Origin of the sequence: Planomonospora parontospora (assembly GCA_014647935.1) — a bacterium.
Classification (GTDB): domain Bacteria; phylum Actinomycetota; class Actinomycetes; order Streptosporangiales; family Streptosporangiaceae; genus Planomonospora; species Planomonospora parontospora.
The window spans coordinates 1-25,666 of sequence record BMQD01000043.1; the positions used below are offsets into that span (position 1 = coordinate 1).

25 protein-coding genes and 1 pseudogene are annotated in these 25,666 nt (G+C 72.3%); 17 read left to right on the forward strand and 9 right to left on the reverse strand.

The window, feature by feature from the left end; all coding sequences use genetic code 11:
• Positions 1–408: 408 nt before the first annotated feature.
• The gene (locus tag IEZ07_RS33235; protein WP_191898418.1) at positions 409–792 is read left to right on the forward strand and encodes a glutaredoxin domain-containing protein; all 384 of its coding nucleotides are present in this window, start codon (positions 409–411) and stop codon (positions 790–792) included.
• A 3-nt stretch (positions 793–795) separates the two neighbouring features.
• Here the strand turns inward: IEZ07_RS33235 and IEZ07_RS33240 are convergent, their stop codons facing one another.
• Positions 796–1,731, reverse strand: coding sequence for a universal stress protein (locus tag IEZ07_RS33240; RefSeq protein WP_191898419.1), 936 nt, complete (start codon positions 1,729–1,731; stop codon positions 796–798).
• Between the two features lie 217 nt (positions 1,732–1,948).
• Here IEZ07_RS33240 and IEZ07_RS33245 point away from each other — a divergent pair, with 217 nt between their 5' ends.
• Entirely contained in the window at positions 1,949–2,647 is a 699-nt protein-coding gene (locus tag IEZ07_RS33245) for a CBS domain-containing protein (protein WP_191898420.1), read from the forward strand.
• Positions 2,648–2,859: 212 nt separating this feature from the next.
• On the opposite strand, the gene IEZ07_RS33250 is transcribed toward IEZ07_RS33245, so the two are convergent.
• Entirely contained in the window at positions 2,860–3,801 is a 942-nt protein-coding gene (locus IEZ07_RS33250; protein WP_191898421.1) for a TetR/AcrR family transcriptional regulator, read from the reverse strand.
• Positions 3,802–3,890: 89 nt separating this feature from the next.
• Here IEZ07_RS33250 and IEZ07_RS33255 point away from each other — a divergent pair, with 89 nt between their 5' ends.
• Both IEZ07_RS33255 and IEZ07_RS33260 read left to right on the forward strand, forming a co-directional pair.
• Positions 3,891–5,654 carry a right-handed parallel beta-helix repeat-containing protein gene (locus IEZ07_RS33255; RefSeq protein WP_191898422.1) on the forward strand — a complete coding sequence of 588 codons (1,764 nt, stop codon included), beginning with the start codon at positions 3,891–3,893 and terminating at the stop codon, positions 5,652–5,654.
• Between the two features lie 116 nt (positions 5,655–5,770).
• Complete coding sequence (locus IEZ07_RS33260) at positions 5,771–7,372, forward strand: phospholipase D family protein (RefSeq protein ID WP_191898423.1); 1,602 nt, start codon at positions 5,771–5,773, stop codon at positions 7,370–7,372.
• A 120-nt stretch (positions 7,373–7,492) separates the two neighbouring features.
• Here IEZ07_RS33260 and IEZ07_RS33265 read toward each other — a convergent pair whose 3' ends face one another.
• Positions 7,493–8,152 (reverse strand): alpha/beta hydrolase, encoded by a 660-nt coding sequence (locus tag IEZ07_RS33265; protein WP_191898424.1) that lies wholly within the window; start codon positions 8,150–8,152, stop codon positions 7,493–7,495.
• A 588-nt stretch (positions 8,153–8,740) separates the two neighbouring features.
• On the opposite strand from IEZ07_RS33265, the gene IEZ07_RS33270 reads away from it, so the two are divergent.
• Complete coding sequence (locus IEZ07_RS33270) at positions 8,741–9,043, forward strand: YciI family protein (protein ID WP_191898425.1); 303 nt, start codon at positions 8,741–8,743, stop codon at positions 9,041–9,043.
• 87 nt (positions 9,044–9,130) lie between these two features.
• A pseudogene (locus IEZ07_RS36410) lies at positions 9,131–9,577 on the forward strand (DNA-3-methyladenine glycosylase I); the annotation flags it as partial.
• Between the two features lie 148 nt (positions 9,578–9,725).
• Here IEZ07_RS36410 and IEZ07_RS33280 read toward each other — a convergent pair.
• A complete protein-coding gene (locus IEZ07_RS33280; RefSeq protein ID WP_204054747.1) occupies positions 9,726–10,328 on the reverse strand; it encodes an ABATE domain-containing protein in 603 nt (200 codons plus the stop codon).
• 90 nt (positions 10,329–10,418) lie between these two features.
• Between IEZ07_RS33280 and IEZ07_RS33285 the strand changes: the two genes are divergently transcribed.
• From IEZ07_RS33285 to IEZ07_RS33300, 4 genes are all read left to right on the forward strand, one after another.
• On the forward strand, positions 10,419–11,198 hold the full coding sequence (locus IEZ07_RS33285) for an MBL fold metallo-hydrolase (RefSeq protein WP_191898442.1): 780 nt from the start codon (positions 10,419–10,421) through the stop codon (positions 11,196–11,198).
• 248 nt (positions 11,199–11,446) lie between these two features.
• Positions 11,447–12,031, forward strand: a complete 585-nt coding sequence (locus IEZ07_RS33290) for a TetR/AcrR family transcriptional regulator (RefSeq protein ID WP_204054748.1) — start codon at positions 11,447–11,449, stop codon at positions 12,029–12,031.
• Positions 12,028–12,402, forward strand: coding sequence for a VOC family protein (locus tag IEZ07_RS33295; protein ID WP_191898427.1), 375 nt, complete (start codon positions 12,028–12,030; stop codon positions 12,400–12,402). The genes IEZ07_RS33290 and IEZ07_RS33295 overlap by 4 nt, the downstream gene beginning before the upstream one ends.
• Before the next feature lie 241 nt (positions 12,403–12,643).
• A complete protein-coding gene (locus tag IEZ07_RS33300) occupies positions 12,644–12,961 on the forward strand; it encodes a hypothetical protein (protein WP_191898428.1) in 318 nt (105 codons plus the stop codon).
• A gap of 47 nt (positions 12,962–13,008) precedes the next feature.
• Here IEZ07_RS33300 and IEZ07_RS33305 read toward each other — a convergent pair whose 3' ends face one another.
• Positions 13,009–13,425: an NUDIX domain-containing protein gene (locus IEZ07_RS33305; RefSeq protein WP_191898429.1), complete on the reverse strand. Its 417-nt coding sequence runs from the start codon at positions 13,423–13,425 to the stop codon at positions 13,009–13,011.
• Positions 13,426–13,579: 154 nt separating this feature from the next.
• Positions 13,580–13,819, reverse strand: a complete 240-nt coding sequence (locus IEZ07_RS33310; protein WP_191898430.1) for a transposase — start codon at positions 13,817–13,819, stop codon at positions 13,580–13,582.
• Positions 13,820–14,094: 275 nt separating this feature from the next.
• Between IEZ07_RS33310 and IEZ07_RS33315 the strand changes: the two genes are divergently transcribed.
• Positions 14,095–15,552 (forward strand): cellulose binding domain-containing protein, encoded by a 1,458-nt coding sequence (locus IEZ07_RS33315; RefSeq protein WP_239321211.1) that lies wholly within the window; start codon positions 14,095–14,097, stop codon positions 15,550–15,552.
• A 72-nt stretch (positions 15,553–15,624) separates the two neighbouring features.
• Here the strand turns inward: IEZ07_RS33315 and IEZ07_RS33320 are convergent, their stop codons facing one another.
• Entirely contained in the window at positions 15,625–16,806 is a 1,182-nt protein-coding gene (locus IEZ07_RS33320) for an N-acetylglucosamine kinase (protein ID WP_191898431.1), read from the reverse strand.
• Positions 16,807–16,877: 71 nt separating this feature from the next.
• On the opposite strand from IEZ07_RS33320, the gene IEZ07_RS33325 reads away from it, so the two are divergent.
• The 6 genes from IEZ07_RS33325 to IEZ07_RS33350 all read left to right on the forward strand — a co-directional run bounded on the left by IEZ07_RS33325 (position 16,878) and on the right by IEZ07_RS33350 (position 23,415).
• Positions 16,878–17,753 carry a MurR/RpiR family transcriptional regulator gene (locus IEZ07_RS33325; RefSeq protein WP_301549372.1) on the forward strand — a complete coding sequence of 292 codons (876 nt, stop codon included), beginning with the start codon at positions 16,878–16,880 and terminating at the stop codon, positions 17,751–17,753.
• Entirely contained in the window at positions 17,750–18,538 is a 789-nt protein-coding gene (locus IEZ07_RS33330) for a sugar isomerase domain-containing protein (RefSeq protein ID WP_191898432.1), read from the forward strand. The genes IEZ07_RS33325 and IEZ07_RS33330 overlap by 4 nt, the downstream gene beginning before the upstream one ends.
• A gap of 228 nt (positions 18,539–18,766) precedes the next feature.
• A complete protein-coding gene (locus IEZ07_RS33335; RefSeq protein ID WP_191898433.1) occupies positions 18,767–20,164 on the forward strand; it encodes a cellulose binding domain-containing protein in 1,398 nt (465 codons plus the stop codon).
• 139 nt (positions 20,165–20,303) lie between these two features.
• Complete coding sequence (locus IEZ07_RS33340) at positions 20,304–21,575, forward strand: extracellular solute-binding protein (protein ID WP_191898434.1); 1,272 nt, start codon at positions 20,304–20,306, stop codon at positions 21,573–21,575.
• Positions 21,576–21,583: 8 nt separating this feature from the next.
• The gene (locus tag IEZ07_RS33345; RefSeq protein WP_068901585.1) at positions 21,584–22,477 is read left to right on the forward strand and encodes a carbohydrate ABC transporter permease; all 894 of its coding nucleotides are present in this window, start codon (positions 21,584–21,586) and stop codon (positions 22,475–22,477) included.
• Positions 22,474–23,415, forward strand: coding sequence for a carbohydrate ABC transporter permease (locus tag IEZ07_RS33350; protein WP_239321217.1), 942 nt, complete (start codon positions 22,474–22,476; stop codon positions 23,413–23,415). Before IEZ07_RS33345 ends, IEZ07_RS33350 begins: the two co-directional genes overlap by 4 nt.
• A gap of 205 nt (positions 23,416–23,620) precedes the next feature.
• Here the strand turns inward: IEZ07_RS33350 and IEZ07_RS33355 are convergent, their stop codons facing one another.
• Positions 23,621–24,361 (reverse strand): hypothetical protein, encoded by a 741-nt coding sequence (locus tag IEZ07_RS33355; protein WP_191898435.1) that lies wholly within the window; start codon positions 24,359–24,361, stop codon positions 23,621–23,623.
• Positions 24,362–25,243: 882 nt separating this feature from the next.
• A complete protein-coding gene (locus IEZ07_RS33360; RefSeq protein ID WP_191898436.1) occupies positions 25,244–25,663 on the reverse strand; it encodes an RrF2 family transcriptional regulator in 420 nt (139 codons plus the stop codon).
• Positions 25,664–25,666 lie beyond the last annotated feature (3 nt).

Sequence of the window (25,666 nt, forward strand, 5' to 3'; positions counted from 1 at the left end):
GCGGGGGCGGTGGGGCGGCCGGTGCGCTGGGTGCGGCCTTCGATGATCGCCATGATGGGCTTCTCGGGGGGGTTTCCGTCTCTCGGTTACGTCACCCAGTACATCGGCTCGCACCCCCGGTTCCGCAGAGCCGTACGGCTCGCCCGGGCCGACCCGAGGTCCCGGCGTGGAAGGACTTTCGGCCCTGCCCCGCGCACCCGCCCGCGCAGGAGGGCCGTGGTCACGACGGAGTGCGGCTTCCAGCCCTGCCCCGCGCACACGTCCGCCGGGAAGGGCCGGAGACCGGCCTCGGGTGCCCCGCACCGGGATATAACGCGGCGACCAGGCGGGACCGGACCGGAAGGCGGAGCCCACACGGGACCGGAAGACAGGAGGCAACTAAGCGGACAATCTTGACATACTCCCTGTATGTCGCCCTCCGCGTTCTTCCTCCTCGTCCTGCTCGCGCTGCTGACCGTCACGAACCTGCCCCGCCGCGGCCGGGCCGCGTCGCACAGGGACGCGGACCACGGGGGCGTGGTCGTCTACTGGCGGCCCGGCTGCCCGTACTGCATGAGACTGCGGACGCGGCTGCGCTTCACGCGGCTGCGCTACAGCGAGGTCAACATCTGGAAGGATCCCGAGGCGGCCGCGTTCGTCCGCTCGGTCGCCGACGGGAACGAGACCGTGCCGACCGTGACCGTGGCGGGAAGGGCGATGGTGAACCCGTCCAGGAGCCAGGTGCTCGAAGCGGCCGGAAGGCACCTTCCCGCATCCGGCGGCCGGGAGCGGGACGGTGATCCGAGGCCGTGACGCTCACCGCCCGCCGGTGACTCCTCCGCCCTCGGCGACGGACCCGCCCCGGGCGCGCACCACCGCGACGGGGCAGCGGGCGTGGTGCAGCACTCCGTGGCTGACCGAGCCCAGTACGGCCGAGCCGAGCGCGCCCAGACCCCGCGATCCGACGACGACGAGGTCGGCGTCCTCCGAGGCGTCGCAGACGGTCAGGACCGGGTGTCCGCAGACCACCGTCCGCTCCACCTCGACCTGCGGGTACTTCTCCTCCCAGGGCAGCAGCGTCTCCTCGGCGACCTGCCGCTCGGCGGCGAAGAGGTCCTCGACGAGCGGCGTGTAGGCGGTGGCGCCCGGCCCGAGGACGGGCATGTGCCAGCTGTGCACCGCGTGCAGGCGGGCGCCCCGCCGCACGGCCTCGGCGAAGGCGTAGGCCAGGGCGGCCGCCGAGTGCTCGGACCCGTCGAATCCCACCACGATCCGGCCCCGCACCTCCTCCGGCACGTTCCTGGCCACCACGACGGGCGCCGCCACGTGGCCGGCCACCGCGAGCGAGACCGAACCCAGCACCAGCCCGGTGAAGCCGCCGAGACCTCGGCTGCCGACCACGACCTGCTCGGCGTCCTCGGCCTCGCGGCGCAGGACCTCGGCCACCCGGCCGGATTCCAGCACCGCGCTCACCTCGATCCCCGGCGCGACCCCGCGGGCCACGTCCCGCGCCACGTCGGCGACCTCCCGGCAGTGCTCGCCGACCGAGTCGCGGAAGCCCGGGGGTGTGTCCAGCGGGATGTCGAGGGTCCAGGGTTCGCAGACGTGGACGATCCGCAGGGCGCATCCGCGCCGCGCGGCGTCCTCCGCGGCCCAGGCGACCGCGGCCGTGGAAGCGGGTGAGCCGTCCGTGCCGACCACCACGTGCGCCGTCGTCCCCGCGTGCGCCGTCCTGTCCGCATGTGCTGCCATGTCGTCCTCCTCGGGGGGTCCGCTCCCATTCGACCCCCGTCGCGGCGCATGCCGCAGCGGGCGATGGACCCCGTGGGCGAGGACCTTGGTCCTCTGGCCTCAGAACCTCCCCCGCGGTGGGATGAAGATGCGGGGGATGTGGGGAAGGTGCCAGATGGACCGGTCGTACGGCCCGCCCGCCGTCACACGGGACCGGCTCCGCGAGGGGGACTGAAGAATGCACGTCAAGGTCAAGGACGTGATGACCACCGATGTGACGTCCGTCAACGGCTGCACGCCGTTCAAGGACGTGGCCGAGGTGCTGATCAACCACGAGGTGAGCGCGGTCCCGGTCGTCGACGGCGAGGGCCACGTCCTCGGCGTCGTCTCCGAGGCCGACCTGCTCCGCAAGGAGGAGTTCAAGGAGCAGTACTACCAGGAGGGATACCAGCCGCCGCTGCGCGTCCGGCTCCGGCACCGGCTCGGCGGCCGGGAGGACACCCGGCGCAAGGCCGTCGGGGACACCGCGGCCGAGCTGATGACCGCCCCGGCGGTCACGATCCGCTCGCAGGCCTCGATCGTCTCCGCGATGCGGCTCATGGACGAGCGCGGAGTCAAGCGCCTGCCGGTCGTGGACGCCGAAGGACGGCTGGAGGGCATCGTCAGCCGCCAGGACCTGCTCAGGGTCTTCGTCCGGAGCGACGCCGAGATCGCCGAGGAGGTGAACCGCGACATCCTGCGGCGCCCCCTGTGGTCCGGCCCGAACGACGCGACCGCCACGGTCGACCGCGGGATCGTCACCCTGGCCGGGCGCATGCGGCTCCGCAGCGACGCGCACCTGGTGGCACGGCTGGTCCAGCGGGTGCACGGGGTGGTCGACGTGGTCGACCGGCTGGAATGGGACGCCGACGACACGCCCCGGTGGAAGAGCCTCTAATGGAAGCTACCGGGTCAACCTCGGATAGGCCTCGATGGCAGGCTCGGTGCCTGATGGCCGCCGGTGAGTGAGCACTCCGAGCCTCCGGACCATGGGTCCTACGGTCAGACCGCGCCCGCGGTGGGCGTCCTGCCCGCGGCGGCCACCGGCTCCCGGCGGGGATCCGCACAGCGGTCCCGGCAGGCCGCCACCGGTCACCGGTCACCGCGAGGTCACGGGGCCGGCGTGGCACGGCGGCCCCGGTAGGCGCGCTGTCGGCACGCGTGCGAGCAGTAGGTGCGGGGACGGCCCGAGGCGGGCTGCGCCACGGCCGTGCCGCACACCACACACGCCATTATTTCGTCACCAGTTTCGTCACTCCGGGTTCGGATGAGCACCTCGACACCGTCGAGCACCCGCTGCAGGCCGAACTCGAACGGATCCTCGGGGCGGTCGTAGCCGCCCCCCTCCCACACGGCCGTCAGCACGGGATGAGCGCCGAGTCTCTCGAACAGGGAGTCACGCGCCCCCCACCAGGCCTCCTCACTCACCCCCGTGCGCCGCTCGACCCTGGCCTCCTCCGCCAGCCGGACGGCCTCCCCGCCCACGAACCGGCCGACGAGGCCCACCACGGCGACCATCTCGGACGGGGCCAGGCCGGTGCCGGCCACCGTGCTCAGCGCGTACTCGTAGTCGGCGACGGTGTTCGGCCCCGGCACGCGGCGGGTGCCGGGCACCTCGGCGAGCCAGGGGTGCCGGCGGTGCAGCTCCCAGCCGCCGCGCGCCCAGGCCTCGAGCCGGGCCCGCCAGCCGCCCGGCCCGGCGTCTCCGCCCTCCGCCCCTCCCGCGCGGGGACCCTCCCGGCCCGCACCCGCACCCGCACCCGCACCCGCACCCGCACCCGCACCCGGGCGGATCTTCTCACCCGCCACCGCGTCGCACATCAGGTCGACGAGCTGCTCCTTCCCCCGGACGTGGCGGTAGAGGGACATGGTGGTGAAACCGAGCCGCTCGGCGACCCTGCGCATCGAGAGCCCTTCGAGGCCCTCGGCATCGGCGGTCTCCACGGCGGCGCGGACGATGCCGTCGACGCTCAGCCCCTGCCGGGGGTCCCCGTGCCCCCGGCCCTTCCAGAGCAGCTCGACGGTGCGCTCCGGGTCCTCCCTGTCGGCCATCCCTCTCCCCCATCGGTTGACGCCGCAACCCATTCAGTGTTTATTCTGTATACCTTGTGTACGCCATAAACGTAATGAGGTGCGCGTCGATGAACCATGTCCACGTCTCCCCCACCGGCGACGACTCCGGCCCCGGCACACCGGAGCGGCCCTTCGCCACCCTGGAGCGGGCGCGCGACCACGTCCGCGCGCTCAGCGGAGACGTCACCGTCCACCTGCGGGCGGGCGTCCACACGTTGACCGCGCCCCTCCTGCTCACCGGGGAGGACTCAGGCCGCGACGGCCGCCGGATCGTCTACCAGGCCCACGGGTACGGCACCCCCGGCCGGGAGGAGGCGGTGGTGAGCGGCGGCCGTGAGATCCGGGGCTGGCACGAGCGGGACGGGCTCTGGCTGGCCGACGTCGGCGACCTCGACACCCGCCAGCTCTACGTCGACGGCCGCAGGGCCGGGCGGGCCGCGCTGGAGGGCATCCCCGGGAGCGTGACGGTGACCGAGACCGGTTACGTCACCGACAGCACCGACCCGCAACGCTGGGGCAATCCCGCCGACGTCGAGTTCGTCTACCGGGGCGTCTATCCCTGGACGGAGGCGCGCTGCGGGGTCGCCGCCGTCTCCGGTGACGAGCACTCCACCACGATCACCATGGACCGGCCCGCTTTCGCCTGGGCCGCCGAGCTGTACAACTCGGTCGTCCCCTGGGCGGGCGAGTCGCACGGTCCCGGACTGCCCACCCGCGTGGAGAACGGCGCGGGCTTCCTGACCGAGCCGGGCACCTTCGCCCTCGACCGGTCGGTCCCCGGCCGGCACGTGCTGCTCTACCGCCCCCTCCCCGGCGAGGACCCGGCCCGGACCCGGGTCGTCGCACCCGTGCTGGAGACACTGCTGCACGCCAGGGGCGTGCACGACATCGCCTTCCGGGGCATCGTCTTCGCCGACGCCACCTGGCTGCGGCCGGAGCGCCCCGAGGGCTTCCTGCACTACCACGGGACCGGCTACTACGAGGGCGGCGGCGTGGAGAAGGCCGTGTTCGCCGAGGGGGAGGCATGGGTGACGTTCCCCCGCGAGTCCGCCGCGATGCCGGGCAACGTGGTCTTCGAGGACACCGGGCGTGTGCTCGTCGAAGGCTGCCGGTTCACCCGGCTGGGCGCCGTCGGCCTGGAGTTCTCCGGAGGCAGTGTGGACAACAGGGTGCTCGGCAGCGTGTTCACCGACATCTCCGGCGCCGCGCTCGCGATCCGGCCGCCCTCCCCCGCCGAGGGCCGGGGCAACCGGGTGGAGGACAACCGGATCCACCACGTGGGGGTGGAGTACGCCGGTTCGCCCGGCATCGCGCTGTCCGCGGCCCAGGACTCCGTGATCGCGCACAACCACGTCAGCGACGTGCCGCACTGCGGGATCGTGCTCGGCGGCGGCGAGGGCGCCCGCGGCGCGCGCGTCCTGCACAACCTGGTGCACGACACGATGCAGGTGCTGGCCGACGGCGGTGGCGTCTACCTCTCCGGACCGCAGGGCGACTCCGCGGAGACCGCCGCGGTGGTCCGGGGCAACGTCGTCCGTGACACGCTCACGCCGTACAACTTCGCCCTCTACACCGACTACGGCGCCTCCTGGGTCACCGTCGAGGGCAACGCGGTCCACGGCGCGGACAACACGGCCGTCCTGCAGGTCTGGCCACCGCTGGAGAACGTCGTCTACCGCGGCAACTTCTGGGACGCCGACCCCGTCGGCCACGACGCCCCGCCCGCCGGCGTCGTCTACGAGGGCAACGTCACCGTCCCCGGCAGGGAGGAGTTCCAGGAGGCCACGGCGGAGATCCTGCTGCGCGCGGGACTGCGCTCCCTGGGCGGGTAGCCGCACGGAGCAACGGCCGCGCCCCCACCGGCCGCACGGCGAGGCGGTCGCCCGGTGAGGCGGCCGCAGTGCCGGCGGCCGTGCGTCGAACGTGAAAAAAGGGGTAGTTCGCGCCTGTGCGCGTCCACGACTGGTTCCTCACCGCCGCCGAGCGCGGCAACCCGGCCACCGTGATCGACTCCCGGCACGGCGACGGCACCGCCTGGTCCACCGGCAACGCGGTCCGGCCTCTCGTGCACGGCTCCGCCTACTTCGCCGACCTGCTCGCCCGGGTCCGGAAGCTGCGCGAGGGCGACCTGCTGTTCTTCACCGACTGGCGCGGAGACCCCGACGAGCGGCTGGACGGCCCCGGCACCGAGGTCGCCGAGGTGTTCGCGGACGCCGCCCGGCGCGGCGTCGTCGTCAAGGGCCTGCTCTGGCGCTCCCACTGGGACCGGCTCCGCTTCAGCTCCGAGGAGAACCGCAACCTCGGGGAGGTGATCGAGGCGGCGGGCGGGGAGTACCTCCGCGACATGCGCGTCCCGCCCGGCGGCTCGCACCATCAGAAGCTCGTGGTGCTGCGGCACCGTGACGACCCCCGGCGCGACATCGCCTACGTCGGCGGGATCGACCTGTGCCGGACCCGCCGCGACGACGCCTCGCACGGCGGCGACCCGCAGGCCGCCCCGATGGCGAAGGTGTACGGCCCCCGGCCGCCCTGGCACGACGTGCAGGTCGCGCTCCAGGGCCCGGTCGTGGGCGACGTGGAGGCGGTCTTCCGGGAGCGGTGGACCGACCCCAAGCCGCTGACCCGCAACCCCATGCACCGCCTCGCCGACCTGCTCCGCCACGACGACACGCACGCCGACCCGCTGCCGCCGCAGTTCCCCGACCCGCCCGCGTGCGGGCCGCACGCCGTACAGCTGCTGCGCACCTACCCCCAGCGCCGGTCCCGCTACGCCTTCGCGCCGGAGGGGGAGCACAGCGTCGCCCGCGGGTATCTCAAGGCGCTGCGCCGCGCCCGGTCCCTGATCTACATCGAGGACCAGTACCTCTGGTCGCCGCAGGTCGCCGCCTCCTTCGCCGAGGCGCTCCGGGCGCATCCGGAGCTGCTGATGATCGGCGTCCTGCCGCTCCACCCCGACCAGGACGGCCTGATCGCCGGGACCCCGCAGGTCCTCGGGCGGCAGCAGGCCCTGTCCGTGCTCAAGGAGGCCGGCGGGGACCGGGTGGCGGTCTACGGGATCGAGAACCACCAGGGCACACCCGTCTACGTGCACGCCAAGGTCTGCATCGTCGACGACACGTGGATGACCGTCGGCTCGGACAACTTCAACCGCCGTTCCTGGACGTACGACTCCGAGCTCACCTGCGCGATCCTGGACGGGGCGCGGGACCCGCGGGAACCCCGCGATCCCGGCGGGCACGGCGACGGAGCACGCCGCCAGCCCCGGGAGCTGCGGCTCGCGCTCGCACGCGAGCACCTGGACCGCGACGACGGGGACGACGACGGCCTGCTGAATCCGCGCGCGTTCTTCGACGCCTACGCCGCCGCGGCGGCCGCCCTCGAACGCTGGCACGCCGGAGGCCGCCGCGGGCCGCGCCCGGCGGGACGGCTGCGCCTGCACGAGCCCGGCCCCCTGCCGCCCTGGACCGCCGCCCTGGCCACGCCGCTCTACCGCATGCTGTGCGACCCCGACGGCCGCCCACGCGCCATGCGCCGCGCCGACACCTACTGACGCCTGCCGAGGACCTCCTGTTGCTCCTGTTGCGCGCCCGGTTGACGGGGCTCCTTGCGGTGCCGGGACGACCGAACCACCTGGGCCCGAGGCGCCGCCCGGCCGCGCACGGGTCGTCGGCTAGATGTGTCGGGCGTAGCCGTCGAGGCGGTCGGCCAGTTCCTGCGGCCGGGAGAGCATCACCATGTGGCTGCCACCGATTTCGTCGGGGACGACGTCCAGCCGCTCGCGTGCGATCCGGCGCATGAACTCCGGGCCGAAGAACCGGTCGTCGCGGCAGATCAGCACTCTGGTCGCCACCTCGGGCCAAGCCGTCAACGGCCAGGGCTCGACCAGCGAGCGTTCGGCGTGGCCCTGGCCCCGGCGCATCGCTTCGGCGGCCAAGGCAGGCGACACGTCATGGCAGAAGGCGGCCACCGGGTCGTCTTCGCTGCCGTCGCCGCCGGACGCTTCGAAGCCGGTCGCGGTCCACCAGTCACCTGGCGGCTCGCCCGGTGCGGGGATCATGCCCGCCAGCAGGACCAGCAGGTCGGCACGGACCCTCTCGCACACCAGCGGACCGACGAACCCGCCCCAGGAGTGGGCGACCACGACCAGGTCGGTGCGCTCGCCGATGGCCTCCACCACCGTGTCGGTGAGCTCGGCCAATCCCGCCGTCTCCCGTTCGAGGGGCAGGTCGACGGCGACGACATCGTGGCCCCGGGCGCGTAGCTCGGGATCGAGCAGATGCCACTGCCAGGCGACGCCGCCGCCGCCGTGGATCAAAACGAACGTCGCCATGAGCGGATGTCCTTCCTCTGGAGATGAGAGTGATCATCGCTGTTGCCACCGACAGTTTCCGAACCTGCCGCCGGCTCTCCACAGGTTTGCCGTCTTCCTGTCGAGCGCCCGGTCGTTGTCGGTGAGACGGAGAATTCCGGTCGGCGGTGAGGCCCGGAGGAAGCGGAGGCGGCCGCACTGCGCCGCTACCTGGAGCGGCGCAGTGCGGCCGGTGCTGGAGGCCCTGACCGCCGACGGGAGCGGCCTGCCCGCCGTCGCCGCCTTCTTCGAGCGGCTGGTGGCGGCGCACTGGCCGACCTGCCGGCGGCCGTTGCGGCAGCCGAGCCGTCTCCCGCCCCCGATGCCGCCGGTATCGGTCACTGACATCCGAGCGTGCCGCCGCAGTGCGACCGGTGGTCGGCCGCCAAGCCCGGTTGACACCACGTAGGACGACTTCATCGACCGAGAGGTCCGGCGGATGCACGACTGGCTGAGCCGGTGCTCCCCCGCCCCGAGCGCGCCGGCGGCGCCGTATCCGACGACACCGCGTCGGCGAACGCCTGACGCGACCTGAGTTCGACTACCTGAGTTCAACGATCGGAGAGAGACATGTTCGTGGTGTTGCTGCGGTTCTCCGCCGACAAGAGCGCGGCCGAACGGTACATGCCCGGCCACCAGGAGTGGATCGAGCGCGGCGTCGACGACGGAGTGTTCCTGCTGGTCGGCGGCATCCAGCCGGGACTGGGCGGCGCGATCGTGGCGCACGGCACCTCGCGGGATGACCTGGAGGCCCGCGTGGCGGCCGACCCGTTCGTCGAACAGGACATCGTCAGCGCGGAGATCGTCGAGATCGCGCCATGGCTGGCCGACGACCGGCTGAAGTTCCTGCTCGCAGAGCCTGTCCTGCCCTGACAGGGCGGGGGCACCGCATGCGTCCCAGGGCGGGCCCGGGGGCGCATGCGCCGGTGCCCGCCTGCCATGGCAGAGGACCATGATGAGATGCCCGTACCGACGCCCGGTCCGCAGCTGCCGCGCTGCTCCTGGAGCGGCACCGCCCCGGAGTTCCTGGCCTGCCACGACACCGAATGGGGCTTCCCCGTCGGTGACGACCGCCGCCTGTTCGAGAAACCGTGCCTGGAAGGCTTCCAGTCCGAACTCAGCCGGCGCACCATCTCGACCAAGCGGAACAACTTCCGCGCCGCCTTCGCCAGCTTTGACGTCTCCGCCCTGGCCCGCTTCACCGCCCGCGATGCCGAGCGCCTGCTCCAGGACGCCGGCATCGTACGGCACCGCGGCAAGACCGAGGCAGTGATCAACGACGTCCGCCGCGCCGAGGGCCTGCGGGAGCGGGAAAGATCGCCGGCCGCCTTCGTCTGGCGCTATGAGCCCGAACCGGCAGACCTGCCTGCACACCATGTTGCGCGCCAGTTGTCGACAGTGCCCTGCGCCCGGTTGTTGTCAGTGGCTGCCGGACAGCTGCTCGGCGAGGGTGTTGTGCAGCTGCGCGCCAGCCAAGGGATGTCCGGTTCGTGCCGCGACGGGCCAGTGCGATCCTCCTGGCAAGGTCCCCCGGCGGAAGGCGGGCCAAATGGCGTTATGAGTTTGTCCGACTACGGCGGGCGTAGGCGCGGGCGGCGCGGGCACGGTCGCCGCAGCGCACCGAGCACCAGCGGCGGCGGCCGTACCGCAGCAGGTAGCGGCTGCACGGTGGCGAGCCGCAGGCGGTCAGGCGCTCGCGGTCGGGGCCGGTGAGCAGGTCGGCGGCGCTGGCGGCCAGCGTCGCCAGGGCGTGCTCGACGATCTGGGTGGCGGGATGGGCGGCGGCGCGATACAGGCCCCGGGTCGGCTCCCAGGCCAGCAGCAAGGCCGCGGGGGCGCGAGTCAGGGCGTCGTTGACGGCGCTGAGCGCGTCGGCCGGGGCGGGGTGGCCGTCGAGGTGGGAGGCGAGCAGTGCGCGGATGTGCTCGCGCAGGGTGCGCAGCTGGGCCGCGCACCTCTCCTGCAGCCCGGCGTCGAGGCCGGCGGGGGCCAGATCGTGCTCGATGAGCCACTGGGTGCCGGCCGCCGGGCTGCCCAGAAGGTCGAGGAACCGGTCGCCGGGCAGGGCGAGGGCGCTGTTGGCGAAGTCCAGGGCGAGATACTGCTCGGCTCCTGGCGCGGGCGGCACCACGGGCGCGGCGGTCACGGTCTCCTGCATGGCTCTCATGGTAAGAGTTGTCATCATCCATGAGAAGCGACTACCGTGCATCACGGATAAATCGACTCTCATCCGTGAGGTGTTTCTGTGATGGCCATCACCGGCACGACCGGCGAGCAGATCCCCGTCCGCGCCTTCGGCGGCCCGACCGCCCTCATCGAGTACGGCGGGCTGCGCCTGCTCATCGACCCCACCTTCGACCCTCCCGGCGACTACCCGCTCCCCAACGGCCGGACCCTGACCAAGACCGCGCCCCCGGCCGCCTCCCCGGCCGACCTCGGCCGCATCGACGCGGTCCTGCTCTCCCACGACCAGCACCCCGACAACCTCGACCACTCCGGCCGGGCCCTGCTCGCCGACGTCCCGCTGACCCTCACCACCCCCAGCGGCGCCGGCCGCCTGGGCGGCACCGCCCAGGGCCTCGCCCCTTGGCAGTCCGTCGACCTGCAGCGCCCCGACGGCGGCACCGTGACCGTCACCGCTGCCCCCGCTCTGCACGGCCCCGAGAACGCCCCCGACGTCGAGGCGATCACCGGCGAGGTCGTCGGCTTCGTCCTGACCGCCCCCGACCTGCCCACGGTCTACGTCAGCGGCGACAACGCCTCCCTGACCCTGGTCGGGCAGGTCGCCGAGCGCTTCGGCCCCATCGACACCGCCGTGCTGTTCTCCGGGGCTCCCCGCCTGCCGATCTTCGACGGCGCCCCGCTGGTCCTCGACAGCGCCCAGGCCGCCGAAGCGGCGAAGATTCTCGGCGCGCGCCGGGTGGTGCCCGTTCACTGCGACAGCTGGGCCCACTTCACCGAGAGCCGCCAGGACCTGGTGGACGCCTTCACCGCCGCCGGCCTGACTGAGCGCCTGCAACTGGACTGAACACGCCCCCTGACCGATGCCTCTCCACCAGACCGTCAACCCTTCAGCGCCGGCCGCGGCCGGGTGTGTTGCGCGCCCGGCTGCTGGCAGTGAGGCTGAGAATTCCGGCACCCTCGGCCGTACCGGTGACGGCCCGTCGGACAACAGTCCTTCCGGCCCGGTCAGCATTAATCCATTGACGGAGTGAGTACTCACTCCTAATGATGAAGTGCATGACGCACACCCCCACCCGGCGACGAGCGCCGGCAATGAGTATCGAAGACCGCAGAGCGATGATCGTGGCCACGACGCTGCCACTAGTCGCCGAGTACGGCGCCGCGGTCACCACCAACCGCATCGCCCGCGCGGCCGGCATCGGCGAAGGCACCATCTTCCGGGTCTTCACCGACAAGGACGACCTGCTGCAGGCGTGCCTGGCCGAGGTGATGAACCCCGAGCACGTGCTGCGCGAACTGGCCTCGATCCCTCTGGACGATCCACTGGCCGACCGGCTGGTCCAGGCGGCCGAGGCGTTGCGCGCCCACCTGGAACGTATGGGCACGGTGATCGGCACCCTGCACGCCTCCGGCCACCAGCGCGGGCGACCGGCCGCCGACCGACCCGCCCCGGGCGGCCGGGAAGCCTCGATGAAGGCGACGCACGAGGCCCTCACCGAGCTGATCGAACCCGACCGCGCAGTGCTGCGCCTGGAACCGGAGACGATCGCCTCGGTCTTCCTGGGGATGCTGTTTCCCCGCTTCCACCCCGCCTCCGGTGAAGCCGGGCCGTCCTCGCACGATCTCGTCGACATTCTCCTGCACGGCGTCGTCACTGCTCCGGGGAGCCCGGTATGACCATCACGCTGAACCACACCATCGTGCCCGCGGCCGACCACCGGCAGGCGGCCCGCTTCTTCGCCTCGATCATGGGCCTGGAGGAGCTGCCGCCCGCCGGCCGAAGCGGCCACTTCGCCCCCGTACGGATCAACGAGCAGCTGACCCTGGACTTCATGACCGTGGCCGATCCCGTCGGCATGCATCTGGCCTTCGACGTGGACCCGGCCACCTTCGATCAGATCCTGGCCCGCCTGCAGCAGGCCGGCGTGCCCTACGGCAACCGTCCCACCGAGCCCGACAACGGCCGCATCGACCACCCGCTGTGTGCGCGCGGGCTGTTCTTCGTCGACGACGCCCGCAACTTGTATGAGGTGATGTCTCCGGCCTGATCCCTCAAGCCGGACCACCGTCCCTGCTTCCGGAGTGGCTCGATTTGATTTTGTTCGCGAGCTTGGGCGCCCGATGTTCGCGACTTTCGGCACCACGTTGCCGGCGCCGCGTACCGAGATGTTCGTGAGAACCGGCACCACTTGTGGATCTTGTCCGTCGGTGGCGCCGGTGCTAAGGCCTGTCCTGTGAATCTTCTAACGCTGATTCAGCCAGCTCGTCGCTCGAAACTATGCGGAGAACGTGATCGATATCATCGGCCGGTGGCGGGCCTTCGAAAAGACGCTCCGCGACCGCGAGTTCGACTGGGGATCGCACTTCGCCCCGGCACAACTCCGCTACGCCCGCTCCGCCGAGCATCCGCGCGGAGCCGGCGTGGATCACCTCCTCCCCGCCGACTACCGGGCGTTCGTTTCCGAGGTGGGATATCCGGTCATCGGGTTCGGCTACTACGACAGGGACGGGATCTCCTTCTTTTTCCGGGCTCCAGCGGCATGCTGCCTTAGCTCCGGAGCCCCGTTCACCCTCCGTGCGATCAATCATGACCCGAGCCGGATGTGAGTACGGGATCTGCCGACGAGCGCGCACTCCTGGCTTCCAGAGCGACGTCACGTGACGAGCACGGCGGTGAGCATCGAGAGATACGACTCATGGGCGAGACGCAGGCTGTCAAGGTCGGACGCCTCGAACCACGCCACAGCGTCGTGCTCGTCCGGCGCGGCGTTGACGGGTGTTCCGGTCCACCTGTCGACCAACCAGATCTGCATGTCGAACGTCGCGGTCCGGATCTCATGCATCGGCGGGCCGGACGGCTCCGGTGCCGTGATTCCCAACTCCTCCCGAAGCTCGCGGACAAGGCTCGCTTTCGGATCCTCCCCCTCCTCGACATGACCGCCCGGCAGGTCCCACACGTCGGGATACCACCGGCGTCCGGCGCTTCGATGACACAGCAACACCCGATCGCCGTCGCGAAGAACGGCCGTCACAATCCGGACCGGGCCGGAGTCGTCAGCGGAGATCGTCATCGGCACATTCTGACCCGTGTGGATCTGCCGCAGACAAGGCGCGTCCCGCCGCTGGCCTCCGTCACCGTGCGTGAGTGATGTGCTGGCCGACGACAGACGTATCCCGAGCCGCCCGGCCAACTCGGCGAACGCCCCGCTGGTGTACTGGGTGGATTCAGACGATCAACGCAACACTGCTGGTGGATGGGTGGATCGTGACTCGGATGGGTCGGCCGGTGTCGACCTCGGCCTGGCGGATCCAGTAGCGCACCGCGGTCTCGGCCGGATCGAAGTCCTTGGCCACCTGGCCGATCGAACGGTCTCCGCGTTGGCACAGCTCGACGATCTCCGCCTTGAACTCACGCGTGAACGAGCGACGAGGACGCGGTTTCTTCTTCCCCATGTGCTCCATCATGGACATCCTTTCGGGGGCGAGCCCCTGATCTCGGATGTCCGTCAAACCAGAACAAGCCCAACGTTACTGACATCAACCGGGCGCTCAACACCTCGTCCGGCGCCGCGCCCGGCCGCCGGACGACTCCGTCTCACTGCACCTTAAAACTGCCTTATATCCGTCTTATGGCACCCAGGGAACGTCGGCCGCCGGGAGAGCATGGATCCGCCCCTGCGGAGAACAGGAGACCTTCCCGTCCGCAAAGAGGCTAGGCATCCCCCGACCTGGAGTGATCCTTGCGAAGAACCACCATCGGCTCTCTGGTCACGACGGCAGCGCTGCTGTTCCCGATGGGCGCCGGAGTCCCGGGCCCGGCGAGCGCCGCCACGGCCGCCGCCCAGTCGCTGCGCCTGCAGTACATGACCACCTCCACCGAGGCCCTCACCGATCAGGTCGAGCCGCTTTTCAAGATCGTCAATGGCGGCACGGCCCCCGTCGCGCTCAGCCAGGTGAAGATCCGCTATTACTTCAAGGGCGAGACCGGCCACCGCTTCGCCTGCTCGTGGGCGAGGATCCGCTGCTCCACCGTGACCGGCCGGTTCGTCCCGCTGGCCAAGCCGGTGCGCGGCGCCGACCGCTACCTGGAGGTCGGTTTCACCTCCGGAAGGCTGGCGCCCGGCACCGACACCGGCGACCTGGAGCTGCGGTTCCACCGGCCGGACTGGCGGACGTTCGACCAGTCCGACGACCACTCCTTCGGAGCGGGCCGTACGAGCTACGCCGACTGGGACAGGGCGACCGTCCACGTCGGCGGCAGGCTCGTCTGGGGTGCGCAGCCGAGCGGCACGGGCCCGACGCCCACCCCCACGCCTCCTCCCGCCACTTCCACACCGAAGCCCCCGGCCACCCCCGCGCCGAAGCCCTCGGCCACCCCCGCGCCGGGAGGTTCCAGCGGGCAGGGAACGCTCTTCGACGACTTCGCCTACACCGGCCCGTCCGACGCGAGGCTCGCGCAGCACGGCTGGCGGGTACGCTCCGGCGGCGGCGGTCCCGGCGTGTCCGGGGCCGGCTGGTCGCCCTCGGCGATCACCTTCCCCTCGGTGAACGGCGACCGCGTCCTGCAGCTCAGCGCCTCCACCGACGGCACCGGCGCGGGCACCGTACAGTCCGAGCTGTCGACGACCCGGCGCAAGTTCTTCGAGGGCACCTACGCCGCGCGGGTGAAGTTCAGCGACGCCCCGGTCTCCGGCCCCGACGGCGAGCACGTGGTGCAGACGTTCTTCACCATCACGCCGCTGGAGAGGAGCATGGACCCCGACTACGGCGAGCTGGACTTCGAGTATCTCCCCAACGGCGGCTGGGGCGAGTCCGGGCCCACCATGTTCACCACGACCTGGGAGACCTACCAGGCCGAGCCCTGGAAGGCCGTCAACACCCACACCGCGGAGCGGGCCAGCTTCGCCGGCTGGCACGACCTGGTCCTCCATGTCTCCGGCGGACGGGCCAGGTACTACGTCGACGGGCGCCTGGTCGCCGACCACGGCGGCGAGCACTATCCCGAGACACCGATGTCGATCATGTTCAACCAGTGGTTCATCGAGCTGCGGAGCGGCTCCGCCCCGCGTGACTACCACCAACAGGTCGACTGGGTCTACCACAGCAGGAACGAGGTCGTCCCGCCCGCCGACGTGCGCCGCAGGGTCGAGTCGTTCCGCTCGGCCTCCACCGCCTTCGTCGACACCGTCTCCGGTTGACGCACTCCCCGGAGCCGGGCCCACCGCGCGACGCGGGGCCGGACGTGCCGAGGAGCGCGCCGCGGACCGGCCTCATCCTCCGGGGCCGGATCCGCCCGCCGAGCCGGGGGCCCCGGGACCGACGGCTCCGGGACCGACGGCTCCGGGACCGACGGCTCCGGGACCGACGAAACGGCGGTGGAGCCCGGCGGCCTCCTCCCGGCCCAGGAACGGCGCGGCCGCGAGCCACGCGGCGGCCCCGGCGCCGTCTCCCGCGACGGCGATCGGCGGATCCCCCCACCGCCGCCGGAGCAGGTCCACCACGGCCCGCCGCACCGGTCCCCCGCTCGTCAGCACGCCGCCGGCCAGCACGATCGGCACGTCCGGGCCCGGGTCGTGCACCCGGGCCGCGGTCCCGGCCAGGCGGGCCGCGGCGCCGGCCACGATCTCCTCCGCCGCCGGATCCCCGAGGCGGGCCGCCCGGACGACCAGGGGTGCCAGCTCGGCCAGGGCGAGCGGGTGCCGGGCCTGTGCCGCGGTGGCGAGCAGGTCGGCCAGCTCCCCACCGGAGCCGGGACCACCGGAACCGGCGGCCCCGGCCCTCTCGGCCTCGGTCCTCCCGGTCACGACGCTCCCCTGGCGCCCTCCGGTCCTTTCGGCTCCCCGGGATCCCCCTTCGACCTCGGCCTCCGCCGCGACCCCGGGCAGCAGGTGCCCGACGACGAGCCGGACCAGCGGGCCCAGGTCGCGCCACGGCCGTCCGGATGCGGCCTGCCGGACGGCGGTGCGGGCCGCGGCCCGGCCGAGCCAGAACGCCGAACCCTCGTCGCCCAGCAGCCAGCCGTGCCCGTCCGCCACCGCCACCGCCTCGCAGCCGGTGATCCTCGCCGCGACGGCCCCGGTGCCGGAGATCAGGACGGTGCCGGAGGGCGCGGCCGTGCCCGCCGCGAAGGCGACCACCGCGTCGCCCACCACCCGGGGCGGGACCGCCGGTCCGCAGTCGGACACGGTCTGCTCGAAGACCGCCCGCACGGCCGGGTCCAGGAGCGCCCCCGCACCGGCGAGGCCGACGGTCACCCCTCTGACCTCGGCCGGATCCACCGAGGCCAGAGCCTCGCGCACGGCCAGCCCGAGATTGGCGAACGCCCGCGCGGCGCCGAGCGCCGCCGGATTGCCGCCGCCCGCCCGGCCGCGGCCCACCACGTCCCCCCGCGTCGTGACGGCCACGGCGCGGGACGACGTTCCGCCGGCGTCCACACCTAACACCAGATCCATGTGAAAATTATTACCCGAAATGCTTGACTGGGCCATGCTGCGAGCATAATTTTCACCGTAAGGACGAAGGGGTGACGGTGGAGCTGCTGCATCTGATCAGGACCGAGCAGGACGAGATGCCCGAGGCGCTGCGGAAGGTGGCCGAGGTGATCCTCGCCGCCCCGGCCGCCGCCGCCCGGTTGACCATCGTCGACCTGGCCGAGCGGAGCGCCACCTCGACCGCCACCATCACCCGCTTCTGCCGGGCGCTCGGCTTCGGTGGCTACGCCGAGCTGCGCGTCGCCCTCGCCACGGAGACCGGCCGGGTCGCGCAGCAGCGCTGGGAGACCGACATCGGGCAGGAGATCCTGCCCGATGACGGACTCGAGCGGGTGCTGGGCGTGGTCTCCGGCAACGACATCCGGCTGATCCAGGAGACCGCCGCGCAGCTCGACCTGGCCTCCGTGGAGAAGATCGCGAGCGCGATCGCCCAGGCCGGCCGGGTGCTGCTGTTCGGGGTCTCCAGCAGCGCGGCGGTGGCCAGCGAGATGGAATACCGCCTGCAGCGCATCCGCGTCCCCACCTGGAGCAGGTCCGACGCGCACAGCGCGCTCACCGACGCGGCGCTGCTCGGCCAGGGCGACGTGGCGATCGGCATCTCGCACAGCGGCAGGACCCGCGAGGTCATCGAGGTGCTCGCCGAGGCCGGCAGCCACGGCGCCGTCACCGTGGCGGTCACCTCCCATCCGAGGTCGCCGCTGGCGGAGGTGGCCGAGCTGGTCGTCACCACGGCCAGCAGGGGGACGACGTTCCGCTCCGACGGCTTCGCCGCCATCCACTCCCAGCTGCTCGTCCTCGACGTGGTCTACGTCTCGGTCGCGCAGCGCACCTACGAGCGCACCCGGGACGCGTTCGACCTGACCGCCCGCGCGGTGACCGGGCACCGGCTCCCGGAGGGAGAGAAATGAGCGCAGAGACCGGCACGGCCGCAGGGACGATCGCCCCTCCGGATCCGGACGCCTACGTCCGGCACGTCGCCCGGCTCGTCCGGGAGATCCCCGTCGAGCAGGCGGGTCCCATCGCGGCGGCGGCCGGCCTGGTCGCCAGGGCGCTGAACCGGGGCGGCGTCGTCCAGGCGTTCGGCTCGGGGCACTCCGAGGCGGTCGCCATGGAGATCGCCGGCCGCGCGGGCGGACTGGTGCCGACCAACCGGCTCGCACTGCGGGACATCGTCTTGTACGGCGGGGCAGACCGCACGGAGCTCGAACGCTACGACCTGGAGCGCGACCCGGCGGTCGCGCACCGGATCCTCGACACCGCGCCCGTCGAGGCGGACGACCTGTTCGTGATCATCTCCAGCTCGGGCGTCAACGGCGTCGTCGTCGAGCTGGCCTCCCTGGTGAAGGAGCGCGGCCACGACCTGGTCGCCCTCACCTCGCTCGCGCACAGCTCCGCCGTACCGACCAGGCACCCCTCCGGCCGCAGGCTCTGCGACCTCGCCGACGTGGTGCTCGACAACCGCGCCCCGTACGGCGACGCGGTCCTGCCCCTGCCCGGCGGGGGCGCCGTCGCCGCCGTGTCCACGATCACCTCTGTGCTGCTCGCCCAGCTCGTCGTCACCCGGGCGGTGGCGGAGCTGCTCGCCGCGGGCCAGGCTCCACCGGTCTACCTGTCGGCGAACGTCCCGGAGGGAGACGCGCACAACCTCGCCCTGGAGGCCCGCTACGCCGGCCGCATCCGCAGGGGCGGCTGAACCGTCCCCGAGTCCCGGCTCAGGGCCCCGCGCCTCACCGGGTCCCGGGGACGGACCCCCGCGGCGCGGCGCACCCGGTCTCCGGGGACCGGGCGGGGACACCCGCCGCACCCGTACATCCGCCCCTCACACCGCACCGCACGCATCCGCACCGCACGCATCCGCGACGGAGGCCGTCTTCGTCATGCCGGGAAACACCTCGGGGGCCGTTCACAAGGAGATCCAGCCATGCGCCGAACCCCCTGGAAAACCGTCCTCGCCCTAGCGCTCCCCCTCCTCCTGGCCGCGGTCGCGCTCGCCCCGCCGGCCACCGCCGCCCAGTCGCTGCGCCTGCAGTACAGGACCAGCTCCACCGCGGCCGTCACCGCCCAGGCCGAGCCGTGGTTCAAGCTGGTCAACGACGGCGCCGCTCCCGTCCCGCTCGCCCAGGTCAAGATCCGCTACTACTTCCGGGGCGAGACCGCCTACCGCTTCGCCTGCTCGTGGGCCGTGGTCGGCTGTTCCACCGTGACCGGCCGGTTCGTCCCGCTGGCGGACCCGGTGCCGGCCGCCGACCGCTACCTGGAGGTCGGCTTCACCTCCGGGACGCTGGCGCCCGGGGCGGACACCGGTGACCTGCAGCTCCGCTTCCACCGCACCGACTGGCAGAACTTCACGCAGTCCGACGACCACTCCTTCGGCGCAAGCCGTACGGTCTACGGCGACTGGGACAGGGTGACCGTCCACCTGGACGGGCGACTCGTCTGGGGCACGCCTGCGGGCGGGGGCGCCGAGCCCACGCCGACGGTGACGCCGACGGTGACCCCGACCGGTGAGCCGGGCGGCCGGGGCGTCCTGTTCGACGACTTCTCCTACACCGGACCGTCCGACCCCCGGCTGGCCCAGCGCGGCTGGACCGTGCGCTCCAGCGCGGGCGGCCCCGGCGTACCCGGCGCCACCTGGTCCCCCTCCTCGGTGACCTTCCCGTCGGCGGACGGCGGCCAGGTCCTGCAGCTCGACTCCTCCACCGACGGCACCGGCGCGGGCACCGTCCACACCGAGCTGTCCACGGCCGTCCGCAAGTTCCACGAGGGCACCTACGCCGCCCGGGTGAGGTTCAGCGACGCCCCGGTCTCAGGCCCCGACGGCGAGCACGTGGTGCAGACGTTCTTCACCATCACCCCGCTGCGGCAGAACATGGACCCCGACTACGGCGAGCTGGACTTCGAATACCTCCCCAACGGCGGCTGGGGCGAGCCCGGCAACATCCTCTACGCCACCAGCTGGGAGACCTACCAGGCAGACCCGTGGCAGGCGGTCAACGTGCACACCGAGGAGCGGGCGAGCTTCGCCGGCTGGCACGACCTGGTCGTGCAGGTCTCCGGCGGCCGGATCCGCTACTACGTCGACGGGCGCCTGTTCGCCGACCACGGCGGCGAGCACTACCCCGAGACCCCCATGTGGATCATGTTCAACCAGTGGTTCATCGACCTGCAGGGCAGCTCCGCCCGGCGCACCTACCGCCAGCAGGTCGACTGGGTCTACCACAGCAGGAACGAGGTCGTCCCGCCCGCCGACGTGCTGAGCAGGGTCGGCGCCCTCCGCGCCGCCTCCACCGCGTTCACCGACACCGTCCCGAACCCCTGAGGACCCCCGGTACGGCTCCCGCGCGGGAGCCGTACCGGCTCCGGTCCGTACCCCGGCCGTGCCCGTGCCCGCCCGGCCCGCCGGCCGTACCCCCTGGAACCGGCCCGCGGGCCGCACCCCCGAAAAGAGCAGAGACACGATGAAGCACCGACTCCTGGCCGCCGCGGCCGCGCTGGCCCTGGCCGCCACCGCCGCCGCCTGCGGCTCCGGCTCCGGCGGCGGGTCCGCCGCCCCCGCGGACTCCGGGCCCGTCAGGCTCACCGTCTGGATCATGGACGGGAGCGTCACGGACGAGCTCGTCAAGCGCTTCGAGACCGGCTACGAGAGCGCCCACCCCGGCGTGGACCTCGACGTCCAGATCCAGGCCTGGGACGGCATCGGTGAGCGGACCACCGCCGCCCTGGCCAGCACGGACGCCCCCGACGTGATCGAGGTCGGCAACACCCAGGTGGCCCAGTACGCCGCCAGCGGCGGGGTCAGGGACCTCAGCGGCGAGGTCGCCGACCTCGGCGGCGCCGACTGGATCCCCGGCCTGGCCCAGCCGGGCAACATCGACGGCCGGCAGTACGGCGTACCCTGGTACGCCGCCAACCGGGTCGTCGTCTACAACAAGGACCTGTTCGCCAAGGCCGGGATCGAGGCGCCGCCCAGGACCCGCGACGAGTGGCTGGAGATCACCGCCAGACTCGACCGGGGCGGCGACCAGGGCATCTACCTCACCGGACAGACGTGGTACGCGCTCGCCGGGTTCGTCTGGGACGAGGGCGGCGACCTCGCCGTCAAGGAGGGCGGCAGGTGGAAGGGCGCCCTCGACACCCCGCAGGCCCTGGCCGGCATGGACTTCTACCGGCGGCTCCAGGCCCTCGGCAAGGGGCCCAAGGACGCCGACGAGGCCAATCCCCCGCAGCACGAGGTGTTCGCGCAGGGCAGGGTCGCCCAGATGATCAGCGTGCCGGGCGGCGCGGCCCGGGTGTTGGAGGTCGCACCGGAGATGAAGGGGAAGCTGGGCTTCTTCCCGATCCCCGGCAAGACGGCCGACAAGCCCGGAGCGGTGTTCACCGGCGGTTCCGACCTGATCATCCCCGAAGCCTCGCGGCACCCGGACGCCGCCTACGCGGTGGTCAAGGCCCTGGCCGGGGAGGACTTCCAGACCGAGCTGGCCAAGACGATGAACTTCGTGCCGAACAGGGCCTCGCTGGCGCACGTGCTCGACGCCGACGAGGGCACCGCCGCCATGGCCCGGGGCGCCGCGAACGGCAGGGCCACGCCCAACACGCCGAACTGGGCGGCGGTCGAGGCCACCTCGGTGATCAAGCAGTACATGACCGCCGTGCTCACCGGGAAGGACCCGGCGACCGAGGCGCGCAAGGCCTCCGAGGCCATCACCACGACCCTCAACAGCGGATCCTGAGGACCCGCGTGCGGACCAGGAACCTCTGGCCCTACCTGCTCATCGCCCCCACCGTGGCCGGGGGCGTGTTCCTGCTGCTCTACCCGCTGCTGCGCGCCGCGCTGATCTCCGTACAGCACTTCCGGATGGGCGAACTCGTCCGGGGCGGCGCGCGGCTGACCGGCCTGGACAACTACCGCGAGCTGCTGGCCGCCGAGGAGTTCTGGGCGGTCACGCTGCGCACCTTCGGCTGGACCGCGGTCAACGTGGTGCTCATCGTGGGCCTGTCGACCGCCGTCGCGCTCATGCTGGCGCGGCTCGGCCGCCGCATGCGCGTCGCCCTGATGAGCGTGCTCGCCCTGGTCTGGGCCACCCCGGTCATCGCGGCCACGACGATCTTCCAGTGGCTGTTCCAGTCGGAGCTGGGGATCGTCAACCGGCTGCTGGTGGCCCTGGGCTTCGACTCGTTCCAGGGCCACTCGTGGTTCGCCGACGGCGGGGCGATGTTCGGCGTGCTGGTGGCGCTGGTGGTCTGGCAGTCGGTGCCGTTCGCCGCGCTCACCCTCTACGCGGGTCTGACCACGATCCCCGCCGAGCTGTACGAGTCGGCCCGGATCGACGGCGGCACCGGCCCGCAGATCTTCGCCCGGGTGACCTTCCCGATCCTGCGGCCGATGTTCGCGCTCGTCACGTCGCTGGAGGTGATCTGGGTCTTCAAGTGCTTCCCGCAGATCTGGGTGCTCGGCCAGGGCGGGCCCGACGGCGCGACCACCACGCTGCCGGTCTACGCCTTCAAGGTCGCCCGGGTCCTGCACCGCTACGACCTGGGCTCGGCCGTCGCCATGCTCACCGTCGCCGTCCTCGCCGTCGCGCTGGCCGGCAACCTGCGGCGGATGCTCCGCCAGGAAGGAGCCGGATCGTGAGGACGCTCCCGGCAGGAAGGAGCCGGCCCGCGGGAACGCGTCCGGCCGGAGGGAGGGCGGGCGGCGGGGCGCCCGCCGGGGTTCCCACCGGGGCGGCGCGGCGGAGGCGGGCGGTACGGCCCGGCAGGATCGCCCTCAACGCCTGCGCCGCGGCCGTGCTCGCCGTCATGGCCTTCCCGGTCTACTGGATGTTCGCCACCGCCTTCCGGCCGACGGCGGAGATCCAGGCCGGGACGCCGGGTCTGTGGCCGGCGCACCCGACCCTGGAGCACTTCGCCGCCGCCGTGGCCGCCGACGGGTTCTGGACGTTCTGGCGCAACAGCCTGGCCGTCACCGCCGCCGCCGTGCTGCTGGCCCTGACGGTGGCCCTGCTCTCGGCCGTGGCCGTGGCCCGGATGCGCTGGCGCGGCAGAGGACCCTTCATCGTCATGGTCTTCGCCGCGCAGATGGCGCCGTGGGAGGCGCTGCTCGTGCCGATGTTCGTCATCGCCCGGGACACCGGGCTGCTCGACTCCCTGGCGATGCTCACCGGCGTCTACTTCATGATCACGCTGCCGTTCACGATCGTGACCCTGCGCGGATTCCTGGCCGCCGTCCCCGCAGAGCTGGAGGAGGCCGCGCTGGTCGACGGCTGCACCCGCCCGGCCGCCTTCCGCAGGGTGATCTTCCCGCTGCTCGCACCGGGGCTGATGGCCACCTCGCTGTTCGGGTTCGTCACGGCGTGGAACGAGTTCGCGTTCGTCAACGTGCTGATCATCAAGGACCGTGACAAGCGCACCCTCCCCGTCTGGCTCTCGTCCTTCCGCGACGTGTTCGGCACCGACTGGGGCGCCACCATGGCCGCCGCCACCCTGTTCGCGCTGCCGGTCCTGGTGGTCTTCCTGTTCCTGCAGCGCCGGGTGGGCGCGGGCCTGACCGCCGGCGCGGTGAAGGGCTGATCCGTCTCCGTCACCCCGCCGCTCCCTGAGGGGAGCGGCTTCTCAGCGATCCGCCCCCGCAACCTCATGAGCGTGCTGCGGGTTTCCGCTCACCCCGGGCCCGACCGGCGGGATCCGTCCGCGACGGCTCGCCAGCTTCGGGCACCGGAAACGGCCCCGCCGCCCGCAGGCGGGACCGGTTCGCATCCGTGCTCGCGCCCGGGCGTCACCGGAGCCGCTTGGCCACCAGTTCGTACCGCACCGCGCAGACGTTGCGCCCGTCGTAGGAACCGAGGAGGGTGATCTCCCGGGGTCTCCCCGCCGTGTACCTGTCGACCTGTGCCTGGTCCCAGGTGGTGAAGTCCTCCACCTTGCACTCCCCGGTGCCCGTGTGCCTGCGCTCGTCGTCGTACCTGTCCGTCGTCTGGAGGTGGGCGGCGAACCTGATCCGCGCACCGAAGGCGCCGCGGACCGTCACCGTGTTGTTGTCCTTCAAGTAGTCCGTCAGGCAGCGCTTGTAGGTATCGGTCGTGCACAGCGGGCGCTGGGCCAGGTCGTAGTCGTTTCCGGTGCCCAGGAAGGCCGGGTGGTCGGGGAACTCGTCGCTGGACCAGCTCTCTTCCCGGTCCCAGGAGCGGGCCCGGCGGTCCCAGGTGCCGAGGTTGCGGACCCGGGGGGTGACCGGGGAGCCTCCCTCCACGCTCATCGAGGCGTTGACCCGCTCCCAGCCGCCGCACTCGTAGCTGTAGCTCAGGCTGGGAGAGAACCTGCCGCCGCCGCGCTGCGGCGGTCCGGTCGGGTCGCAGCTCATGCGGTCGCTGAGAGAGAGCGTCTTCCAGGTCACCTGGAGCTCGAAGTCCGCGGCGGCGGCGTCAGCCGGGGCGGTCGGCGCGAGAACGGCCGCCGTCACCGCGGCGGCCGCCAGGGCCGCACGGAAGAAAGCCTTTCCACAAGAAGCCGAATCCATTTTTTTCCTTCCGATCGGTGTAATGAATTTCCGACGCATCCGGGTGCGGAGAAGGCGCCAAGACGTCATCCGACAGCCGCTCAACCATCGGAAATGCTCTGCACCTGAAATATAAATAGCCCGGGAATAAATTCGTCATGGGAGAGGAATGCATTCCGCATGGTTCTCGCATGGCCCGGCTCGGCGCAGCGGCACGACGTCGGCCGAACACAACGAAGACGAACCACCGTGACGATCGTCCTCAGCGGCACCGAGTTGCCGGGCATGTCGCGCAACGGGCGCAAGGGGGCACTACCGCATCCGCCTGCAGCCGGCCTGGTCGCCGCGGGAGAGGGCGATCACGCCACCCGGCGGCCACCGATCATGGCGCGCCCCGGACCGGGCGACGAGGTCGTCGCCCACCGCAGACCGTGGAAGCGACGTCGACGGAGCCGGCGCGAAGGGCGTCGGGGTCGTCGTCCCGTACCGGACACGCTTTCTCAGAACCGGGTCTCGGCCAGGTCCGCCCAGGCCGTGACCTCCTGCCCGTCGCGGGCGAGTTCGGCGCCCGCGGCGGCGAGCAGCCGCCGCATGGGCGTGTTGCCGGCGGATCACGTAGGTGGTCTCCACCGGCTCGCCCGACAGCGATCTCGCCCGGTGGAAGTCCAGGAACGCCTGCCGCCGCCCGGCCGTCCATCCGGCCGGCCCGTCGACCGGGGGCATCACCTCGAGCGGATCGGCATCCGCGACGGCGGCGTCGAGAAGCTCCCGCAGCGACGTCTCGTCGAGCGGCTGCAGCGTGACGTCCGATCGCATTCGCCCACTCCCGCTTCGCGTTCGGCCCATCGGGCGCGCGGCCCGGTACGGCCCGCCCGGTCGATGGCACAGATCGCCGGGAACGCGCTACCTCCCGCCGACCGGCGGGCGGACGCCTGGCACCGTTCCCCTGGCGATGTCGGCCAGGGTGATCTCGGTGAGCAGCCGCTCCTCATGGTCGCGCAGCACGCTCCACACGTCGGCCAGCGGCCCGGCGACCCCCGGATACCCGCCGTGGTCGCCGCCCTCCGGGACGCCCTCCACGATCGTGACGACGTCGGCCAGGGTGATCTCCTCGGCCGGCCGGGTCAGCCAGTAGCCGCCGTCGGAGCCGCGCCTGCTGTGCAGCAGCCCGCCCCTCCTGAGCTGGAGCAGGATGTTGTCCAGGAATCTGCGCGGGATGCTCTGGGCCTCGGCGATCCGCTCGGCGGGCACGGGGCCGGGCGGCGCGGCGGCCAGCTCGGCCACCGCGCGCAGGGCGTACCGGGTTCGGGCTGAGGTCCGCATGAC

Excerpts from the sequence above, each read along its gene's own strand:
- IEZ07_RS33280 (WP_204054747.1), bottom strand. The coding sequence starts at position 10,328 with ATGCAGGAGACCGTGACCGCCGCGCCCGTGGTGCCGCCCGCGCCAGGA.
- IEZ07_RS33360 (WP_191898436.1), bottom strand. The coding sequence starts at position 25,663 with ATGCGGACCTCAGCCCGAACCCGGTACGCCCTGCGCGCGGTGGCCGAG.
- IEZ07_RS33330 (WP_191898432.1), top strand. The coding sequence starts at position 17,750 with ATGAGCGCAGAGACCGGCACGGCCGCAGGGACGATCGCCCCTCCGGAT.
- IEZ07_RS33340 (WP_191898434.1), top strand. The coding sequence starts at position 20,304 with ATGAAGCACCGACTCCTGGCCGCCGCGGCCGCGCTGGCCCTGGCCGCC.
- IEZ07_RS33305 (WP_191898429.1), bottom strand. The coding sequence starts at position 13,425 with ATGACGATCTCCGCTGACGACTCCGGCCCGGTCCGGATTGTGACGGCC.
- IEZ07_RS33245 (WP_191898420.1), top strand. The coding sequence starts at position 1,949 with ATGCACGTCAAGGTCAAGGACGTGATGACCACCGATGTGACGTCCGTC.
- IEZ07_RS33295 (WP_191898427.1), top strand. The coding sequence starts at position 12,028 with ATGACCATCACGCTGAACCACACCATCGTGCCCGCGGCCGACCACCGG.
- IEZ07_RS33235 (WP_191898418.1), top strand. The coding sequence starts at position 409 with ATGTCGCCCTCCGCGTTCTTCCTCCTCGTCCTGCTCGCGCTGCTGACC.
- IEZ07_RS33290 (WP_204054748.1), top strand. The coding sequence starts at position 11,447 with ATGAGTATCGAAGACCGCAGAGCGATGATCGTGGCCACGACGCTGCCA.
- IEZ07_RS33320 (WP_191898431.1), bottom strand. The coding sequence starts at position 16,806 with ATGGATCTGGTGTTAGGTGTGGACGCCGGCGGAACGTCGTCCCGCGCC.
- IEZ07_RS33265 (WP_191898424.1), bottom strand. The coding sequence starts at position 8,152 with ATGGCGACGTTCGTTTTGATCCACGGCGGCGGCGGCGTCGCCTGGCAG.
- IEZ07_RS33250 (WP_191898421.1), bottom strand. The coding sequence starts at position 3,801 with ATGGCCGACAGGGAGGACCCGGAGCGCACCGTCGAGCTGCTCTGGAAG.
- IEZ07_RS33285 (WP_191898442.1), top strand. The coding sequence starts at position 10,419 with ATGGCCATCACCGGCACGACCGGCGAGCAGATCCCCGTCCGCGCCTTC.
- IEZ07_RS33335 (WP_191898433.1), top strand. The coding sequence starts at position 18,767 with ATGCGCCGAACCCCCTGGAAAACCGTCCTCGCCCTAGCGCTCCCCCTC.
- IEZ07_RS33355 (WP_191898435.1), bottom strand. The coding sequence starts at position 24,361 with ATGGATTCGGCTTCTTGTGGAAAGGCTTTCTTCCGTGCGGCCCTGGCG.
- IEZ07_RS33255 (WP_191898422.1), top strand. The coding sequence starts at position 3,891 with ATGAACCATGTCCACGTCTCCCCCACCGGCGACGACTCCGGCCCCGGC.
- IEZ07_RS33240 (WP_191898419.1), bottom strand. The coding sequence starts at position 1,731 with ATGGCAGCACATGCGGACAGGACGGCGCACGCGGGGACGACGGCGCAC.
- IEZ07_RS33310 (WP_191898430.1), bottom strand. The coding sequence starts at position 13,819 with ATGATGGAGCACATGGGGAAGAAGAAACCGCGTCCTCGTCGCTCGTTC.
- IEZ07_RS33270 (WP_191898425.1), top strand. The coding sequence starts at position 8,741 with ATGTTCGTGGTGTTGCTGCGGTTCTCCGCCGACAAGAGCGCGGCCGAA.